Source organism: Pseudoalteromonas sp. BSi20495 (assembly GCF_000241185.1).
Classification (GTDB): Bacteria; Pseudomonadota; Gammaproteobacteria; order Enterobacterales; family Alteromonadaceae; genus Pseudoalteromonas; species Pseudoalteromonas fuliginea.
The window spans coordinates 17,528-32,488 of record NZ_BADY01000123.1; the positions used below are offsets into that span (position 1 = coordinate 17,528).

The following is a 14,961-nucleotide window of genomic DNA, read 5'->3' on the forward strand; positions in this document are numbered from 1 at the left end:
TTTAAATACAAAAAAGCCGCTAGTAAAAACTAACGGCTTTACTTTGTATTACCTTTAGAAGTTGTAACGCATACCAATGTTGTAACGTGCGCCTAGCTGTTGTAGGTTCCACAATTGTACTGACGTACGGCCATGTTCACGGCTGTTTTGCTCAGTAATATTAAGGCCTTCAACAAAAAACGATAGCTGTTCGCTGTAGTTGTACGCAACATTAAAGTCGATTTGATAATATTCTTCAGTAAAGCCTGGCTCATTTACGTATCGAGCTGCGCTATTTAAAAACTTATCACGCCAGTTGTACGCAATACGTGCTTGAAAATCATCGTTTTCGTACATGGCAATAAAGTTAGCTGTGTCGCTTAAACCCACTAGTGCAAACTGTGTTGTAGTTGGGTCGGCGTTTACATCAAAGTCTATGTCGCCATTAACAGTGGTGTAGTTTGCTTGCACACCAAAACCGCTTTCACCAAAAAAGTGTTGAAAGGCTATTTCGAAACCATCAATAGTGGCATTTTTATTGTTGGTAGGTACTTGCGCTGTAAATTCTAGTAATGGGTCGTCGCTGTTGGCAATTACATCGTAAGCGGCTTCAAACTCTTCGTAAGTCATAGAGTCAAAGTCAACGCCATTTTCTGTTGCGGCAACCATTTGAAATAAGTTTGAATCGGTTAGAGCAAGTCCGCGAGATTCTAGCTCAGCAATGGCAGCTTGAGCGCGAGGGCCCGCTGTAGCATCGCGTAATCCGTAGTAGTTTTGCGTCATGGGAGTTAAACCAATAAAGTTTTCGATGTCTTTAGTGTAATAACCTACCGACACATAACTTGTTTCTGCAAAGTACCACTCAGCCGATACATCAATATTATCTGATTCAAGCGGCACTAAACCAGGGTTACCCGTTGACGCTGTAGCCGGCGAAGAGCCCGCTAAAAGAGTAGGGGCACCTGGTACACCAACAGTCGCTGCTGAACTTAAGTTGTCGTAAGTTGGGCGAGCAATTGTTGTGCTGTAAGAAAAACGCGCTTTTACGTTTTCGATTACTTCTATGTCAAAGTCAAAGCTTGGTAAAAAGTGATCGTAGCTAGATTTAAGCGTGAAATCTTCTTTAGCTGAGCCAAAACGAACATTAAAGTCGTTATTACCTTCCCACGCTACTGCGTTAGGTAAGTCGATATTAGCCGTTGAGGTAATGTCGGTAGACTCTTGGCGCGCGCCAATTACAATGTTGTATGGCATATCGCCAATGTATCCGTTGTAAGTAAATTGCACAAACGCTGCGGTTATATCTTCTTCAATGGTGCGGTTAGTTGCAAATGCGCCATCGGCTGCAAAGTTAAACCCGTATTCTTCACCTGCCCAGTAACCAATTTGCGATGCGCTGCCAGTATAACCTTGGTTGTACGAGCCCGATGTATCGTAGTCGTCAAACTCAGCTAAAAAGTTTGTTGGGTTTAGGTAGCCATCAGGCAGTTCGCCTGGGTTTTCGATACCCCAGTTACCCATTGTATTACGTGTAAGTGATTGCAGTGAATGGCTTTCCATAGAGCGAGACTCTATACCAAAGTCAATTGCACCGTTTTCAATTTCGTATTTACCATGGATTCTAAATTCTGTTATTTCAGACTCTTGGCGAGCAAAGTTAGAATCTAAAATAGACGTACCCACATCAGAGGCATCTAATGTGTTATTACAATTTAGGTTGTTTCGGCGGCAATCATCAAAATCGATACTCATTGATGGAAGTTCGCGGCTAAAATCAACTTCTTGTGCGTTAACTACGTTTGCGCCCAAGCCTGCGTTTACCCAGCTGCCGTAAGGTGCATCTGGTTTGCTAGTGGCTTTTGAATTGTGCGCATCAAACATAAAGCTCAATTCTGAATTGAAATAGTACTCAACGTTTAAACCAATAGAGTCGTTTTGGTTAACTTGGTTTAGCTCTTGAAACGCTAAACCTAAATCGCGTGTTTGCTGATCGCGACGTTCTTCTCGGTAGTAAATAGGGGTTTTTACCGTGTTGTCGTCAAATGTTAGCGCGCTTTTGTAGTTATCCATCCATATTGATTGCTCAGCACGGGCTTCGAATAAATCTTGCTTAGAGTACGTGTAATCAAGCGTAGCTGTTAAATCGTCAATAGGGCTGTACTGCAGCGTTAATTGCGCGTTTGTACGAGTACGTTCTCTGTCGGCAATGGTGTAGCGCAAATCTGATGGCATTGAATAAAGCTGACCAACAGCGGGTGCATTAGTTAAAACAATATCGTCTGCTGCTTGTGGGATTGTGCCGTCAAAAGCAGATGTATTCCATTGATTTACAAACGCACCTGTTGATGAGCTATCGCGCTGTTGCATGCTTGCAGTTAACGAGGCACCAAATTTAGCTTCACTGTCGGTCCAGCTAATTAAGCCCGAAAGCTCTGGTGTTATGTCATCACCAACGCGGTTTGTTGAGTCGTGTAATGCTTTTACACCTACGCTTGAAATAAAGCCTGGATTGTCGAGTGGGCGAGCCGTATTTATATTAATTGTTGCGCCAATACCACCTGATGCAATACTTGCTTTACCAGTTTTATATACTTCAACCGATTTAACGCTATCAGACGCTAAGTTTGCAAAGTCAAATGCACGAGAGCTGGGTGTACCACCGCCTGCAGGCAAAGATGCTGCCGGCATTGTACGCCCGTTTAGGGTTACCATATTGTAGTCGGGGCCAAAACCACGAACCGTTACTTTAGAACCTTCACCATTTGAGCGATCAATCGACACACCTGTAATACGCTGTAGCGACTCGGCTAAGTTGGTATCGGGGAATTTACCAATATCTTCAGCTGATATAGCATCTACAACACCAGCGGCGTCGCGTTTTAAACGAGTCGACTCTTTAATACTGCTTTTAAAACCAGTAACTTGAATTACTTCAACATCTGTATTTGCTTCTTGTGCATATACAGGTAAAGAGATTGATGCGCCTAAAATCAGAGATAGGCTAGTGGCTATCTTTGTTTTTCTTACAATATGGTTGGACATTCGGTTTCCCTCGCGCTTTTATCATTATTATTAACAGCTTGTATGGGGCTGTTATTGTGTAGTTATAAACATTGTCAAATGTATGGAAGCGCTTCCAGAAAGATCTGTTTAACTAGACTTTGTGGAAGCGCTTCCAGAAATGCTAGTTTAAATTTTGTATAGGGTCAACTATTGTTTTAATAAAATGAGACTAAATTGTTTTTAAAATGTATGTTTTTTAGATTTAATTTTATTTAAATTATAAATTACAATTGGTTATAAAAAACCATTTGAAATGGTGGTGTAACAACATTTTATTATAAGAAAACTAATTATTGATTAATTTAGTTATTTACACACATTTATAAGGTGTTTAAATCAGCTTTTAATACTAGCTAAAATTAATAAATCGGCCCTTAGTCACTCAACAAAAAATAGGTACATTTGCTAACTTAGCGAAAATGCCGATGTAGTGATTATGTAAAACGCAATTGATGAAAACGCATCAAGCGGCGGTACTATCTCACTTTATGAATAGGTTATTAAAAAACCAATAATTGTTTAAAAAATCGTTAAATAAATCACTAAAAAGTAAGGTAGTTTTTGCAGAATATGGTTTAACCATAAACTTATAAAGTATTACGCATAAGGGAGTTGCGAGTCGCTAGTTTTATCGCTATTTTAAAGGTTCTCTCATAGATGGATTTTTTATGCGCAATAAATTTTTAGCGAGCTTTTATTCTTTTTTCTTATTAGTACTATTTGGGTGTGATGATCAAGTTTCGTCTTCGCAGAAAAAAGCCCATTTAGAGGATTTAGTAAAACCATCTTCAGATTCAAAACAACAAGAACAATTTACTAACGTTGAGGATCCAGTGTTAGTACTAGGGTTAGTTGCAACACATTGTAAAATGAATGAAACCGCTTATATAAACGCTAAGATGCAAAAAGTGCTGCGTAATCCAAGTGAAGATATTGCTTATAAACTTGAGCCTACTGATAACGTACTTTCTATTTGTGTTGCTAAAGACGACTCATCATTGAGCTATCGATTTGGTCGAATTAATGACATAGGGCTTGAAAAAGAAGCTACACCAAGTGCACCATTTGGTAGTTACTACAGGCAAGTAGGGCGTATTGGCGAGAGTATTTTATTTTTTAGTAATGGCGAGTATCATTATTATATTATTAACTCAGGCGGCATGGGCAGTGGTGTAACCGTTAATGTTTATAAAAATAAAACGCTAATAACTGAGCTTTTTTCAGGTAACGATCCTTATGATGACTTTGTTATAGCAACTGATTTAAATTTACCAAAAAAGCTGGTCAGTGAAAGGCAGCCTTTTAATAAGAAAATGCAGTAAATAATGACTCCACAACAGCAAAAGGTGATTGAACAAGGACACTGGTTTAAAAACCGCAGCCCTTATTTAAAAAGCTTTTTATTAACGCAAGGCAAAACGCTCACGCTAAAAGCCCAGCAATCATTATTTTTGCGAGGCGATAAGCACGATGGAATTTATGCCGTACTTAGCGGCGTGGTGCGTATTAGTGGCGTAAGCAACGAAGGCAAAGAAGCCGTATTGAGCTTTATTGATTCATCACTGTGGTTTGGCGAAGTTACCTTGTTTGATGGTGGCCTGCGCACTCATGATGTATATGCACAAACTGATGTTGTGCTTTTTTACGTACCCCAACGCGCGCTTGAACAGCTTTTAAATGAACAGCCACAATATTGGCAAGAGTTTGGTTTATTGCTGGCACAAAAGTTACGGCTAATGTTTACCTCAATGGAAGATCATGCGTTATTAAGCGCTGAGCAAAAAGTATGTAATCGGCTTTTAATGTTGAGTGAACACACAGAGCACTTAACACCGCTTGTTTTATCTCAGCAGCAACTTGCTGATATGACCTACCTAACGCGCCAAACTATTAATCAGATACTGCAACAACTTGTTAGCCTACAAGCTATTAGCTTGGGGTATCAACGTATTACTATTATAGATAAACAGAAGTTACAGGCCTGTGCTGCACAAGCTTAAATAGGATGGGTATTTTTAGTTGGAACCAAAATTGCTACAGATAATGTAACGCAACAATGGATTTGAGCTAATGACAACAATAACCTTTAAAAATCAATATAGTAACTATAACTCATCGAGTATAACTAAAGCGGCAAGTCCGAGCGAAGTTACGGCAACTAATCTCCTCCCTAATGAAAAAACAAGTGAAGTTAAAGGCATAAGCTCAGCCCCTCAAGAGCAAACATTTTTAGAAAGCGCGCAAGAAGCGCTGGTTTATCAGCGCTTAGGTGTAAATAAAGACAAGATAGACGAGCTAAAAGCGGCAATAGAAGAACTCACTAAAGAGCTACAAGGTGAGGGCGCAGACCCTGACGCAATTGCTGATAAAATTGAGGAACTTCAAAAAATGATCGATCAAGAGTATCAACAAGGGCGCGAGCGAATTGATATGCAAGGTGAGCATGAGCCGGGTAAAATAATTTCTGCATTTGCTTAATTTACACAATGTCGGGTACCTGACATTGTTGTTGTGTCTACTTTTGCTAAAGTAAGTTTTACACATAAAATAAAGGCAATAAAATGAAAACACTTCAACAGCAACTTGGTAAATATGGTTTATATCATCGTTCTAAGCGCAATGTACTAACGCACTTTTTTGGTATTCCGCTCATTGTATTTGCAGCGTTGTGTTTACTTGCGCGTATTCAAATACCCCTTGGTAGCTTTGTAATTGATGGCGCACAACTTTTTGTATTAGCGTCGGTTGTTTATTATTTTATGCTGAGCTTTTCGCTTGGCTTTATTATGGCCGTAATATTCACCTTACTCCTTGTTGGTGCTCAGCCTATTGCGGCAATGGCGTTTTGGCCTTGGTTGAGTATTGGCGTAGGTGTGTTTGTATTTGGCTGGGTACTGCAGTTTATTGGGCACTATTACGAAGGTAAAAAACCAGCGTTTGTAGATGACCTAATTGGTTTAATTATTGGCCCTTTGTACGTAACCGTTGAGCTACTATTTTTAATGGGCTTTTACAAAACATTAGAAGATGAAGTAAACGCAATAGCAGGCCCTACAAAGGCGTAAAATACATTACTAAGTACTTTAATAAAACCTAATAAATAACAATAAAAGGCAGATAACGCATGCAATATAATAATAAAACCGTGTGGATCACCGGCGCATCATCAGGTATTGGTAAAGAGCTTGCTATACAATTTGCTGAGCTTGGATCGCGCGTTATTTTATCGGCGCGCAATGTAGATAAACTAAACGATTTAAAAGCAACGCTTAAAGGCGAAGGGCACTTAGTTGTGCCGCTGGACTTAGCTCAGCCAGAGCATGTACTGAGTACAGTAACAGCAAAAATGAGCGAGCTTCCTGCAATTGATATTTTAATTAATAACGGCGGCGTATCGCAGCGCAGTTTATTTTTAGAAAACGATTTTAACGTGTATCGCCAATTAATGGAGGTTAATTACTTTGGCTTAATTGCACTTACTAAAGCTGTATTGCCTACTATGGTGGCAAGGCGCAGTGGCTCAATTGTGTCTATTAGTAGTGTGGCGGGTAAAGTTGGTTCAAAATTTAGAACGGGTTATTCGGGTTCTAAATATGCGGTTGTTGGTTTTATGGATTGCCTACGTGCAGAAGTAGCACAACATAACATTCATTGTTTAACAATTTGCCCAGGCTCTATTAAAACAGCAATTGCGCATAACTCATTAAACGAGCAAGGCATAGCGCAAAATAAACCAGAAGAGTCGATAGAAAATGGCATGGATGTAAGTGTAGCGTCTTCAAAAATGATTCGTGCCATTAGTAATAAAAAAGACGAAGTGATTATTGGCAAAGGTTTAAGTGGTTGGGCGCCTACAATTAAGCGCTTTTTTCCTACTTTGTTTAATAGGCTAAGCGCAAAAACAAACTATAGGTAGCGTCGTTTATTTCAAAGGCGTAAAATGCCGTAAATTTGATCAATTTAGAAAAGGATTCTAAATGAAGTATTTATGGCTGAGCCTGTTTTTTATTGTATTAATTTACTCTGGTATTAACCCAAAAGATCAATTTACATGGCTGCTTGAAGTTATCCCCGCAATTATTGGTTTAGTGCTGCTAGCAAGTACCTATAGTCACTTTAAACTTACTCCTATTTTATATACATTTATTTTAGCGCATTGCATTGTGCTGATGATTGGCGGGCATTACACCTACGCCGAAGTTCCTTTTTTCGATAACCTATTTGGTAGCGAGCGTAATAACTACGACAAAGTAGGGCACTTTTTTCAAGGGTTTGTACCTGCACTACTAGCTCGCGAAATTTTACTGCGCAAAAAAGTAGTAAATGGTCGAGGCTGGTTAATCACCTTTGTTATTTCGGTATGTTTGGCATTTAGCGCCTTTTACGAATTAATAGAGTGGTGGGTTGCAGTGTTAAGCGGCGAAAACGCAGAAGCGTTTTTAGGCACGCAAGGTTACGTGTGGGATACCCAATCAGATATGGGACTGGCGTTATTTGGGGCTATTTGCTCGCTATTAGTGCTTTCAAAAGTACACGACAAACAGCTTAAAAACGTTAAAGATTATTTATAGAAAAAGTTATATAAACGCTTATAAAAGCATTGGTAAAAAAGACTACTAACGTATGACCGCAAACACTAGTGATTACTCAATTAGCACAGACAAAAGCAAACTTAACTTTAACGTTATTTATAACTTTATTGCTAATAGCTATTGGGCCAAAGGCATTCCTAAAAGCGTGATGCAATCGGCTATTGATAACTCAATGTGCTTTGGTGTTTACAACGCTCATAACGAACAAGTTGGCTTTGCCCGAGTAGTTACCGATAAAGCAACCTTTGCCTATTTAGCCGATGTATTTATTACCCCAGATTTGCAAGGTAATGGTCTGAGTAAGTTACTTATTAAAACGATAATGGAGCACCCTGAGCTGCAAGGGCTCAGGCGCTTTTTATTAGCAACTTCTGATGCACACGGGCTTTATGCACAATACGGGTTTAAATCAATAGACAACCCCGCACTACTAATGCAAATAAACCCTGAGAATGTTTATGGTAAAAATAATCGTGAGGTCTAATAAACGGGGGAAGAGCATTGTCCGTTTCAAGGTCTTGTTAGGCATAATTAGCTGCATAGATTGACTTTAGTTTCTCTACTGACATAGCAGGCTTATCTGTATGAATCATTGCATGGCAATTAGGACAAAGAGGAACCAAATCAGCCTCAGGGTTTATAATATATTCCCCATTACTATGTGCTAAATCAACTCGATGATGCACATGGATATAGTTACGCCCAATATTTCCATATACATCTTCAAAATTAATTCCACATACTTGGCAACTACAGCCGAAGTGATTGATACATTTATCTCGGGCAGATCTATCACGTTCAATTGCTGTAGATGTAACTGAATATCTTTTCCCTTCAAAGTAGACAATATCAGAAGATTTTTTTGTGCCTTGGCACTTAACTAATGTCCATCTGACACTTTCTCCTTCAGCAACATTTCCTTCAGACGCTTGCCATAACTTCTCGGGGTCAATGTTTGTGAGCGCGGCTTGCCTTTGATGTGAATAACCGAGAATAGAATTATTTGGGTCAAATATATACGGCCCAGTTATAGTAAAAACGCATTTCCGTTTTTTATTTGCGGTAACTATGACTTGATCACCAATCTCTACTTCTGAAAAAAGATTCCAAAGACTTGGGCCTGCCATATTTGCATTTTCAACATCAGGTTGAATACTTTTCAATTTAGCTGCAATTTCACTACTATTTCTAGGTGCTAAATCTTTTATGTCGCCTATATTTGACCAACCGATCGCGATTCGCCCAATATCAATCATTTTCGATAGAGCTTTTCGAGATTCTTCATGGTGCGCTACTAATCTCCAGACTTGCATCAATTTTCCTTATGCCTAACGAGCCTGTAGATTAACTCGTTTTTAAATTTGTTTTTATTGATAAACAAACCATAGCTGAGTTCCTATTTTGGTTCAATTGATTACTGTATTTTTACGCAGAATATAGAAGTGTTTGATATTGTTTTAATTGGCGTTTTGGAAGGGATTACGGGTGTTTGAGTGGCTTTTGCTACTGGCGGCAATGGCGTAAACCACGCACGAAAGTACGCAGTTTAATAAAACGGAGTGTTAGCGAACGACTCGCCATAGCCTGTGGTATCACCAGTAAAAGGCCTTGTTGAAGCTCAAAAACAAAGACGATTAAACTAGACAGCCACTCCGAAAAAATAAAGTCAATCTAGGCTAGGCTCACTTTTTAGGTTAAGAATTTATCTTTTATTACTCGGTTACTTACTTTTTATCCATAAAATAACTCATTATCACACTTAAACCTAAATTACAGGCATCGTAATAACTGCATGATGCAGTTGTGATTTATTACTGAATAGTTTTACTGAGTAATTTAAATTTTATGCCAGTAGCTTTTCGCAGTTACTGATATTCGCTCGCCGCTTTCGCTTTAAGTTTTCACAATAACTTGCTTGTGAGGCTGGCCTGCCAACTGCGCCATGAAATACGCGCGTAAATTGGGTTGTAAGCTTTAACCAGTTTTCGGGGGAAATATTAACTCTTTCGAGTAAGGGTAAGTGTGTACTTTTAATATAACCGCGTTTATCCTCTCGTATACAACGCCCTGTTAATTCAACAAGTTCAAGGTACGATTTAAGCTCAAACGGGAGTCCTTTTGGCATTATCTGACGTGGCATGCCTGCAAAGCGAAGGAGTTGTTTTGGTTGTTTGCCTTCTTTTGCATATGTTAGTCGCTGTTTAACACTGGTGTGGTCTGATTCCTCAGGCGTGTTAGCCATTTTAGCTCTAATTGGGTTTAAATCGACATACGCCATACAAGCGGCAAGTGCTGCTTCATCTAGTAATGCTTGTGATGTAAATCTGCCTTCCCAGAACCGTCCTGTGCAGTTATCTTCTTTATTTGCTCTGCGCGCAATATCTTCATTTAACAACCGCATAAACCAGCTAATACTTGATAGGCGTTCTCGATATTCCTTTACTGTTTGATTATAAAAGATAAGCTCAGCTTTACTTAGCTTTTCACTCTGTATGTATTTTTGCGTAAGTACAGTGCCTTTACAGAGTTTATGCCAGCGGATAATAATCGCTTTATCATTTAATCGATTCACTTTTTTATCATCAACATACAATACTAAATGAGTGTGGTTACTCATAACGGCATAAGCACATACATCAATACAAAATACCTTAGCTAGCTCAAGCAGTTTATCTTCAACCCAGCCTCTGCGGTGCTCGTAAGATTGACCTGTAAAGTGGTCTTCACCACATAAAAATGCACGGCGCACGCAACGCGAAATACAGTGATAATATTTTGTATCAACCAAACTTACTTGACGTTTTCTTGCAATTGCCATGTGACACCCTGCTTTTTTTGCACTAAATAAAGGCTAGCCTCTAACTTCGAAAAGTGCAAAATTTAGGATGGGTGTCACTATAATTCATATCTCACTATAATTCATATCACTATAATTCACAGGATGGGTGTCACTATAATTCATAGTACTTGAACGTTACTTTGGTGATTTTTGTATGCTTCATTCAGGGATGTAGCATTTACAAAATTTGACCACTGTAGAAAAGTAAACCCTATTAAACTAGACAGCCACTCCAAATAAATAAAGTCAATCTACGCCAGATTCAAGGTAATTAGGATGGGTGTCATCCTAATTTTGTTTTCAAGGTAATTAGGATGGGTGTCATCCTAATTTTGTTGATAAAAAGCGCATGATGGGTGGTGTGGAGGCTGGAGGTTAGAGACCTCCGGCTACCCGATTAGCTCACGACTTCCAGAAAAAGTATTTAGAGTCTGGTGGAATTGATATGCTTCTGTCAGCTAGTTTATTTTTTCGGCTTTGTAGAAATTTATTATAAGTATCAAAATCAAATTCTGTAGCTGAATTGATAATTTCTTGTCTAAGAACGATATTAAGATCTTTATCTATTATTTGATAATCGGTATTAAATGTGACGCTGAAATTTTCTTTATTTCTATAACCACTCATGATTGGAATAATAGCAATTTCTTGATCCATACCCTCTGATTCATTAGGCTCACCTAGAGAAGATACAATTCCAACATACACTTTTCTATCATTTAATGTCAGCATTAATGGGGTTTCATCAATATAAGACTCTAATAGAATATTATCTAAAGGACTATCCCTCAAAATAGATGACATCAGCATTATTTTTGATTTTTCAACATCCTTTTCTCTCAGTTTAATATGGATATGAGATACTTGAACCCATAACCAACCAGTGAGTTGAGTCAATATTGAAAGCAATATTATCCAAGAGAGCTGTATAGTAGATATTTTTGGATCTTTGATCGCTGCAGTAATAAGACTATCAATATAGGCAATAACATCTAAAGGTATTACCCAGATCTTATCGGGAAGAATGCTATTTAAAAACAGAGCAGTGAAGGAGGCTGTAACTAAACATGTAAAACCAAGAAGAGCACTTTTTAGGTATAAATATTGTCCTTCATAACGATGAAGGCGATAAAAGTAATATAGATTATGATTACAAACATAAAATCCCGAAATTAAAATAGGGATGATGAGAAGTAGAAACACTTAGTTATTTTGGGAAGCAACAATTTCTGAAGCTTGTTGGCTATATTTTTTGAATTTAGCTGAACTAGTAATATCAGATACATTTACTGTCAGAGTTCCTCTTCCAACAACTCTTTTGGATGCAACATCTGAAGAGTTTAGCGCATCAAGAACTCTTTGATCTTCAACAGACAATGCTAGTTTAAATAACTTTTTTAATAATTCTGTCATTTTATAATCTCCAAAAAGCCAACTTACGGCCAGTATAACATTGTTTTATTTCAATGTTCACTGAATTTTCATAGTGAGCTAACGAGCCTGTAGATTAACTCGTTTTTTATTTATTTTTATTGATAAACAAACCATAGCTGAGTTCCTATTTTGGTTCAATCGATTACTGTATTTTATGCAGAATATAAAGTGGGAGTTTGGTGTTGTTTTAATTGGCGTTTTGGACGGGATTACGGGTACTTGAGTGGCTTTTATTTAGGGTAAAAGCGCTTACCCTTCTTAATGCATCGTGTTTTGCAGCTTTTCTATATTATGAACAAGACAATACAGTTGCCATTGCGCATTCACTTTCGTTTGACCCCGTAAGGTCAATTTATTCATGCCTTTATTCACTGTAATGTTCCCGAACACTGGCTCAATACACCCGAGTCGTTTGCTATATTGTCGTCGACCTATGGGGCTGTCTATTTTTACTTTCATCTTATCAACATAGCTCAGTTTTTTGCGCGATTCATTATTTATAAACTGTATTAAACCAGACAGCCACTCCAAATAAATAAAGTCAATCTAGGCTAGATTCACTTTTTAGGTTAATAATTTATCTTTTACTACTCGGTTACTTACTTTTCATCCATAAAATAACTCATTATCACGCTTAAACCTAAATTAAGCGCATGAAAATAACTGCATAATGCAGTTGTGATTTATTACTGAATAGTTTTACTGAGTAGTTTAAATTTTATGCCAGTAGTTTTTCGCAGTTACTGATATTCGCTCGCCGCTTTCGCTTTAAGTTTTCACAATAACTTGCTTGTGAGGCTGGCCTGCCTACTGCGCCATGAAATACGCGCGTAAATTGGGTTGTAAGCTTTAACCAGTTTTCGGGGGAAATATGAACTCTTTCGAGTAAGGGTAAGTGTGTACTTTCAATATAACCACGTTTACCCTCTCGTATACAGCGCCCTGTTAATTCAACAAGTTCAAGGTACGATTTAAGCTCAAACGGGAGTCCTTTTGGCATTATCTGACGTGGCATGCCTGCAAAGCGCAGTAGTTGTTTTGGTTGTTTGCCTTCTTTTGCATATGTTAGTCGCTGTTTAACGCTGGTGTGGTCTGATTCCTCAGGCGTGTTAGCCATTTTAGCTCTAATTGGGTTTAAATCGACATACGCCATACAAGCGGCAAGTGCTGCTTCATCTAATAATGCTTGAGACGTAAAGCGTCCCTCCCAAAACCTGCCAGTGCAGTTGTCTTCTTTATTTGCTCTGCGGGCAATGTCTTCATTTAATAATCGCATAAACCAGCTAATACTTGATAGGCGTTCTCGATATTCCTTTACTGTTTGATTAAAAAAGATAAGCTCAGCTTTACTTAGCTTTTCACCCTGTATGTATTTTTGCGTAAGTACAGTGCCTTTACAGAGTTTATGCCAGCGGATAATAATCGCTTTATCATTTAATCGATTCACTTTTTTATCATCAACATACAGCACTAAATGAGTGTGGTTACTCATAACGGCATAAGCACATACATCAATACAAAATACCTTAGCTAACTCAAGCAATTTATCTTCAACCCAGCCTCTGCGGTGCTCGTAAGATTGACCTGTAAAGTGGTCTTCACCACATAAAAATGCACGGCGCACGCAACGCGAAATACAGTGATAATATTTTGTATCAACCAAACTTACTTGACGCTTTCTTGCAATTGCCATGTGACACCCTGCTTTTTTTGCACTAAATAAAGGCTAGCCTCTAACTTCGAAAGTGCAAAATTTAGGATGGGTGTCACTATAATTCCTGTGCTTCAAGAAGGAGCGCCGTGTTTTGGCGTCCCACTTGCTTGATTTGTTAGCCTTTTCTACATTCTAAACTTTGGGCCATCATCTTCAGGCTCAGGGGCGTCAGGCTCATTAGTTTGCTCAAGTTTGGGGGCGTGCAGATCAAGCCAGTCTTTAAGTTGTTGCAAAGAATCAAACCCTTGATAATCAAGTTCATCACTATCTGGATCATCAATAAGTATTTCCACGGCAGAATCATCATCGCCATTTAGCGAAATAAGCCAAGAGACATAATGGTCAAAGAGTTTAAAAGAGACACCAAGATCTTTATTCAAAAAACTCATTATGAAATCTTTTGAAGTTCTTTGCCTCTCATCATTTGGCTCTTTGCCTTTTAATTCGCTCTTACTCCCCCAAACAGCTTGATTGCATATTTGAAGCTTGTACTGATTAAAATACAACCTACGCTTGTTTTCAGGTAAGGATTTAGACCACGCTATATAATGACAGTCTAGACTTTGTTGTGCCTTCAATACATCTTCATCTAACTTCTTACATAGTTTTAATCGGCGATGTTTATCTGACTCTTTTATAAGGTCTTTTTCGTCATACTTAAATTCAGTCATCAAGAATCTAACATTATCTGAAAATATATAGTCAGCTCCTAAAACTGTATCAAATCCATCCATAGAGCACTTAACAAACTGTCTGTGTTCTCGTTCTACATACTTTCTAAGGTGGTTAAAAAACCATCTATTAATGATTGTTCCTTATTTCTTCTCAAAACTACTTCCTAATTAATTATGCTGAATATAAGTGAGGGGCTAACGAGCCTGTAGATTAACTCGTTTTTTATTTCTTTTTATTGATAAACAAACCATAGCTGAGTTCCTATTTTGGTTCAATCGATTACTGTATTTTTCATAGAATATAAAAGCTGGTTTGGTATTGTTTTAACTGGCGTTTTGGAAGGGGTTACGGATGTTTGAGTGGCTTTATTTTAAGTTAAAAGGGCTTTCCCTCATCAATGCATCGTGTTTTGCAGCTTTTCAATATTATGAACAAGGCAATACAGTTGCCATTGAGCGGTAATCCCCCCATTTTTAATGGAGGCTATCTGTAGAATTTCCGTTGTTTAACTTTTCCAGTTTTTGTATGGGTGTTATGCCACCTATACCCATGTTAGGGCGTTCATTATTATAAGTCCATAACCAATCGGTTGCTTTATCTTGTAACTCACTAATATCACTTTAAATATAATGACTTAGCCAGTCATACCTAACCGTGCGATTAAA

General features: G+C 38.2%; 15 protein-coding genes and 1 pseudogene. 7 read left to right on the top strand and 9 right to left on the bottom strand.

The window, feature by feature from the left end:
* Window positions 1-54 precede the first annotated feature (54 nt).
* The gene (locus P20495_RS05385) at window positions 55-3,021 is read right to left on the bottom strand and encodes a TonB-dependent receptor (protein ID WP_008137881.1); all 2,967 of its coding nucleotides are present in this window, start codon (window positions 3,019-3,021) and stop codon (window positions 55-57) included.
* Window positions 3,022-3,710: 689 nt separating this feature from the next.
* On the opposite strand from P20495_RS05385, the gene P20495_RS05380 reads away from it, so the two are divergent.
* The 7 genes from P20495_RS05380 to P20495_RS05350 all read left to right on the top strand — a co-directional run bounded on the left by P20495_RS05380 (window position 3,711) and on the right by P20495_RS05350 (window position 8,118).
* Window positions 3,711-4,364, top strand: a complete 654-nt coding sequence (locus P20495_RS05380) for a hypothetical protein (RefSeq protein ID WP_007375480.1) — start codon at window positions 3,711-3,713, stop codon at window positions 4,362-4,364.
* 3 nt (window positions 4,365-4,367) lie between these two features.
* Window positions 4,368-5,042 carry a Crp/Fnr family transcriptional regulator gene (locus tag P20495_RS05375; RefSeq protein WP_008137883.1) on the top strand — a complete coding sequence of 225 codons (675 nt, stop codon included), beginning with the start codon at window positions 4,368-4,370 and terminating at the stop codon, window positions 5,040-5,042.
* Between the two features lie 70 nt (window positions 5,043-5,112).
* Window positions 5,113-5,520, top strand: coding sequence for a hypothetical protein (locus tag P20495_RS05370; protein ID WP_008137885.1), 408 nt, complete (start codon window positions 5,113-5,115; stop codon window positions 5,518-5,520).
* Between the two features lie 83 nt (window positions 5,521-5,603).
* Entirely contained in the window at window positions 5,604-6,107 is a 504-nt protein-coding gene (locus tag P20495_RS05365; protein ID WP_008137888.1) for a DUF962 domain-containing protein, read from the top strand.
* A 59-nt stretch (window positions 6,108-6,166) separates the two neighbouring features.
* Window positions 6,167-6,958, top strand: a complete 792-nt coding sequence (locus P20495_RS05360; protein WP_008137889.1) for an SDR family oxidoreductase — start codon at window positions 6,167-6,169, stop codon at window positions 6,956-6,958.
* A gap of 61 nt (window positions 6,959-7,019) precedes the next feature.
* On the top strand, window positions 7,020-7,613 hold the full coding sequence (locus tag P20495_RS05355; protein ID WP_008137891.1) for a DUF2238 domain-containing protein: 594 nt from the start codon (window positions 7,020-7,022) through the stop codon (window positions 7,611-7,613).
* A 52-nt stretch (window positions 7,614-7,665) separates the two neighbouring features.
* Window positions 7,666-8,118 (top strand): GNAT family N-acetyltransferase, encoded by a 453-nt coding sequence (locus P20495_RS05350; protein WP_008137894.1) that lies wholly within the window; start codon window positions 7,666-7,668, stop codon window positions 8,116-8,118.
* Between the two features lie 37 nt (window positions 8,119-8,155).
* Here P20495_RS05350 and P20495_RS05345 read toward each other — a convergent pair whose 3' ends face one another.
* The 8 genes and pseudogenes from P20495_RS05345 to P20495_RS22175 form a co-directional block, all read right to left on the bottom strand.
* Window positions 8,156-8,947, bottom strand: a complete 792-nt coding sequence (locus tag P20495_RS05345) for an HNH endonuclease (RefSeq protein WP_008137895.1) — start codon at window positions 8,945-8,947, stop codon at window positions 8,156-8,158.
* A gap of 530 nt (window positions 8,948-9,477) precedes the next feature.
* Window positions 9,478-10,452 (bottom strand): transposase, encoded by a 975-nt coding sequence (locus tag P20495_RS05340; RefSeq protein ID WP_008137899.1) that lies wholly within the window; start codon window positions 10,450-10,452, stop codon window positions 9,478-9,480.
* A 423-nt stretch (window positions 10,453-10,875) separates the two neighbouring features.
* Complete coding sequence (locus tag P20495_RS05335; RefSeq protein WP_008137902.1) at window positions 10,876-11,676, bottom strand: hypothetical protein; 801 nt, start codon at window positions 11,674-11,676, stop codon at window positions 10,876-10,878.
* Window positions 11,677-11,886 (bottom strand): hypothetical protein, encoded by a 210-nt coding sequence (locus P20495_RS05330; RefSeq protein ID WP_008137903.1) that lies wholly within the window; start codon window positions 11,884-11,886, stop codon window positions 11,677-11,679. It lies immediately after the preceding gene.
* A 279-nt stretch (window positions 11,887-12,165) separates the two neighbouring features.
* Entirely contained in the window at window positions 12,166-12,366 is a 201-nt protein-coding gene (locus P20495_RS20870; RefSeq protein WP_050482459.1) for a transposase, read from the bottom strand.
* A gap of 259 nt (window positions 12,367-12,625) precedes the next feature.
* The gene (locus P20495_RS05325; protein WP_008137905.1) at window positions 12,626-13,600 is read right to left on the bottom strand and encodes a transposase; all 975 of its coding nucleotides are present in this window, start codon (window positions 13,598-13,600) and stop codon (window positions 12,626-12,628) included.
* Window positions 13,601-13,746: 146 nt separating this feature from the next.
* A complete protein-coding gene (locus P20495_RS05320) occupies window positions 13,747-14,355 on the bottom strand; it encodes a hypothetical protein (RefSeq protein ID WP_033016172.1) in 609 nt (202 codons plus the stop codon).
* Window positions 14,356-14,769: 414 nt separating this feature from the next.
* Window positions 14,770-14,961, bottom strand: a pseudogene (locus P20495_RS22175) (integrase core domain-containing protein); the annotation flags it as partial.

Bases quoted from the DNA above. Each gene is read 5' to 3' on its own strand.
- P20495_RS05385 (WP_008137881.1), bottom strand. From the start codon at position 3,021: ATGTCCAACCATATTGTAAGAAAAACAAAGATAGCCACTAGCCTATCT.
- P20495_RS05380 (WP_007375480.1), top strand. From the start codon at position 3,711: ATGCGCAATAAATTTTTAGCGAGCTTTTATTCTTTTTTCTTATTAGTA.
- P20495_RS05375 (WP_008137883.1), top strand. From the start codon at position 4,368: ATGACTCCACAACAGCAAAAGGTGATTGAACAAGGACACTGGTTTAAA.
- P20495_RS05370 (WP_008137885.1), top strand. From the start codon at position 5,113: ATGACAACAATAACCTTTAAAAATCAATATAGTAACTATAACTCATCG.
- P20495_RS05365 (WP_008137888.1), top strand. From the start codon at position 5,604: ATGAAAACACTTCAACAGCAACTTGGTAAATATGGTTTATATCATCGT.
- P20495_RS05360 (WP_008137889.1), top strand. From the start codon at position 6,167: ATGCAATATAATAATAAAACCGTGTGGATCACCGGCGCATCATCAGGT.
- P20495_RS05355 (WP_008137891.1), top strand. From the start codon at position 7,020: ATGAAGTATTTATGGCTGAGCCTGTTTTTTATTGTATTAATTTACTCT.
- P20495_RS05350 (WP_008137894.1), top strand. From the start codon at position 7,666: ATGACCGCAAACACTAGTGATTACTCAATTAGCACAGACAAAAGCAAA.
- P20495_RS05345 (WP_008137895.1), bottom strand. From the start codon at position 8,947: ATGCAAGTCTGGAGATTAGTAGCGCACCATGAAGAATCTCGAAAAGCT.
- P20495_RS05340 (WP_008137899.1), bottom strand. From the start codon at position 10,452: ATGGCAATTGCAAGAAAACGTCAAGTAAGTTTGGTTGATACAAAATAT.
- P20495_RS05330 (WP_008137903.1), bottom strand. From the start codon at position 11,886: ATGACAGAATTATTAAAAAAGTTATTTAAACTAGCATTGTCTGTTGAA.
- P20495_RS20870 (WP_050482459.1), bottom strand. From the start codon at position 12,366: ATGAAAGTAAAAATAGACAGCCCCATAGGTCGACGACAATATAGCAAA.
- P20495_RS05325 (WP_008137905.1), bottom strand. From the start codon at position 13,600: ATGGCAATTGCAAGAAAGCGTCAAGTAAGTTTGGTTGATACAAAATAT.
- P20495_RS05320 (WP_033016172.1), bottom strand. From the start codon at position 14,355: ATGGATGGATTTGATACAGTTTTAGGAGCTGACTATATATTTTCAGAT.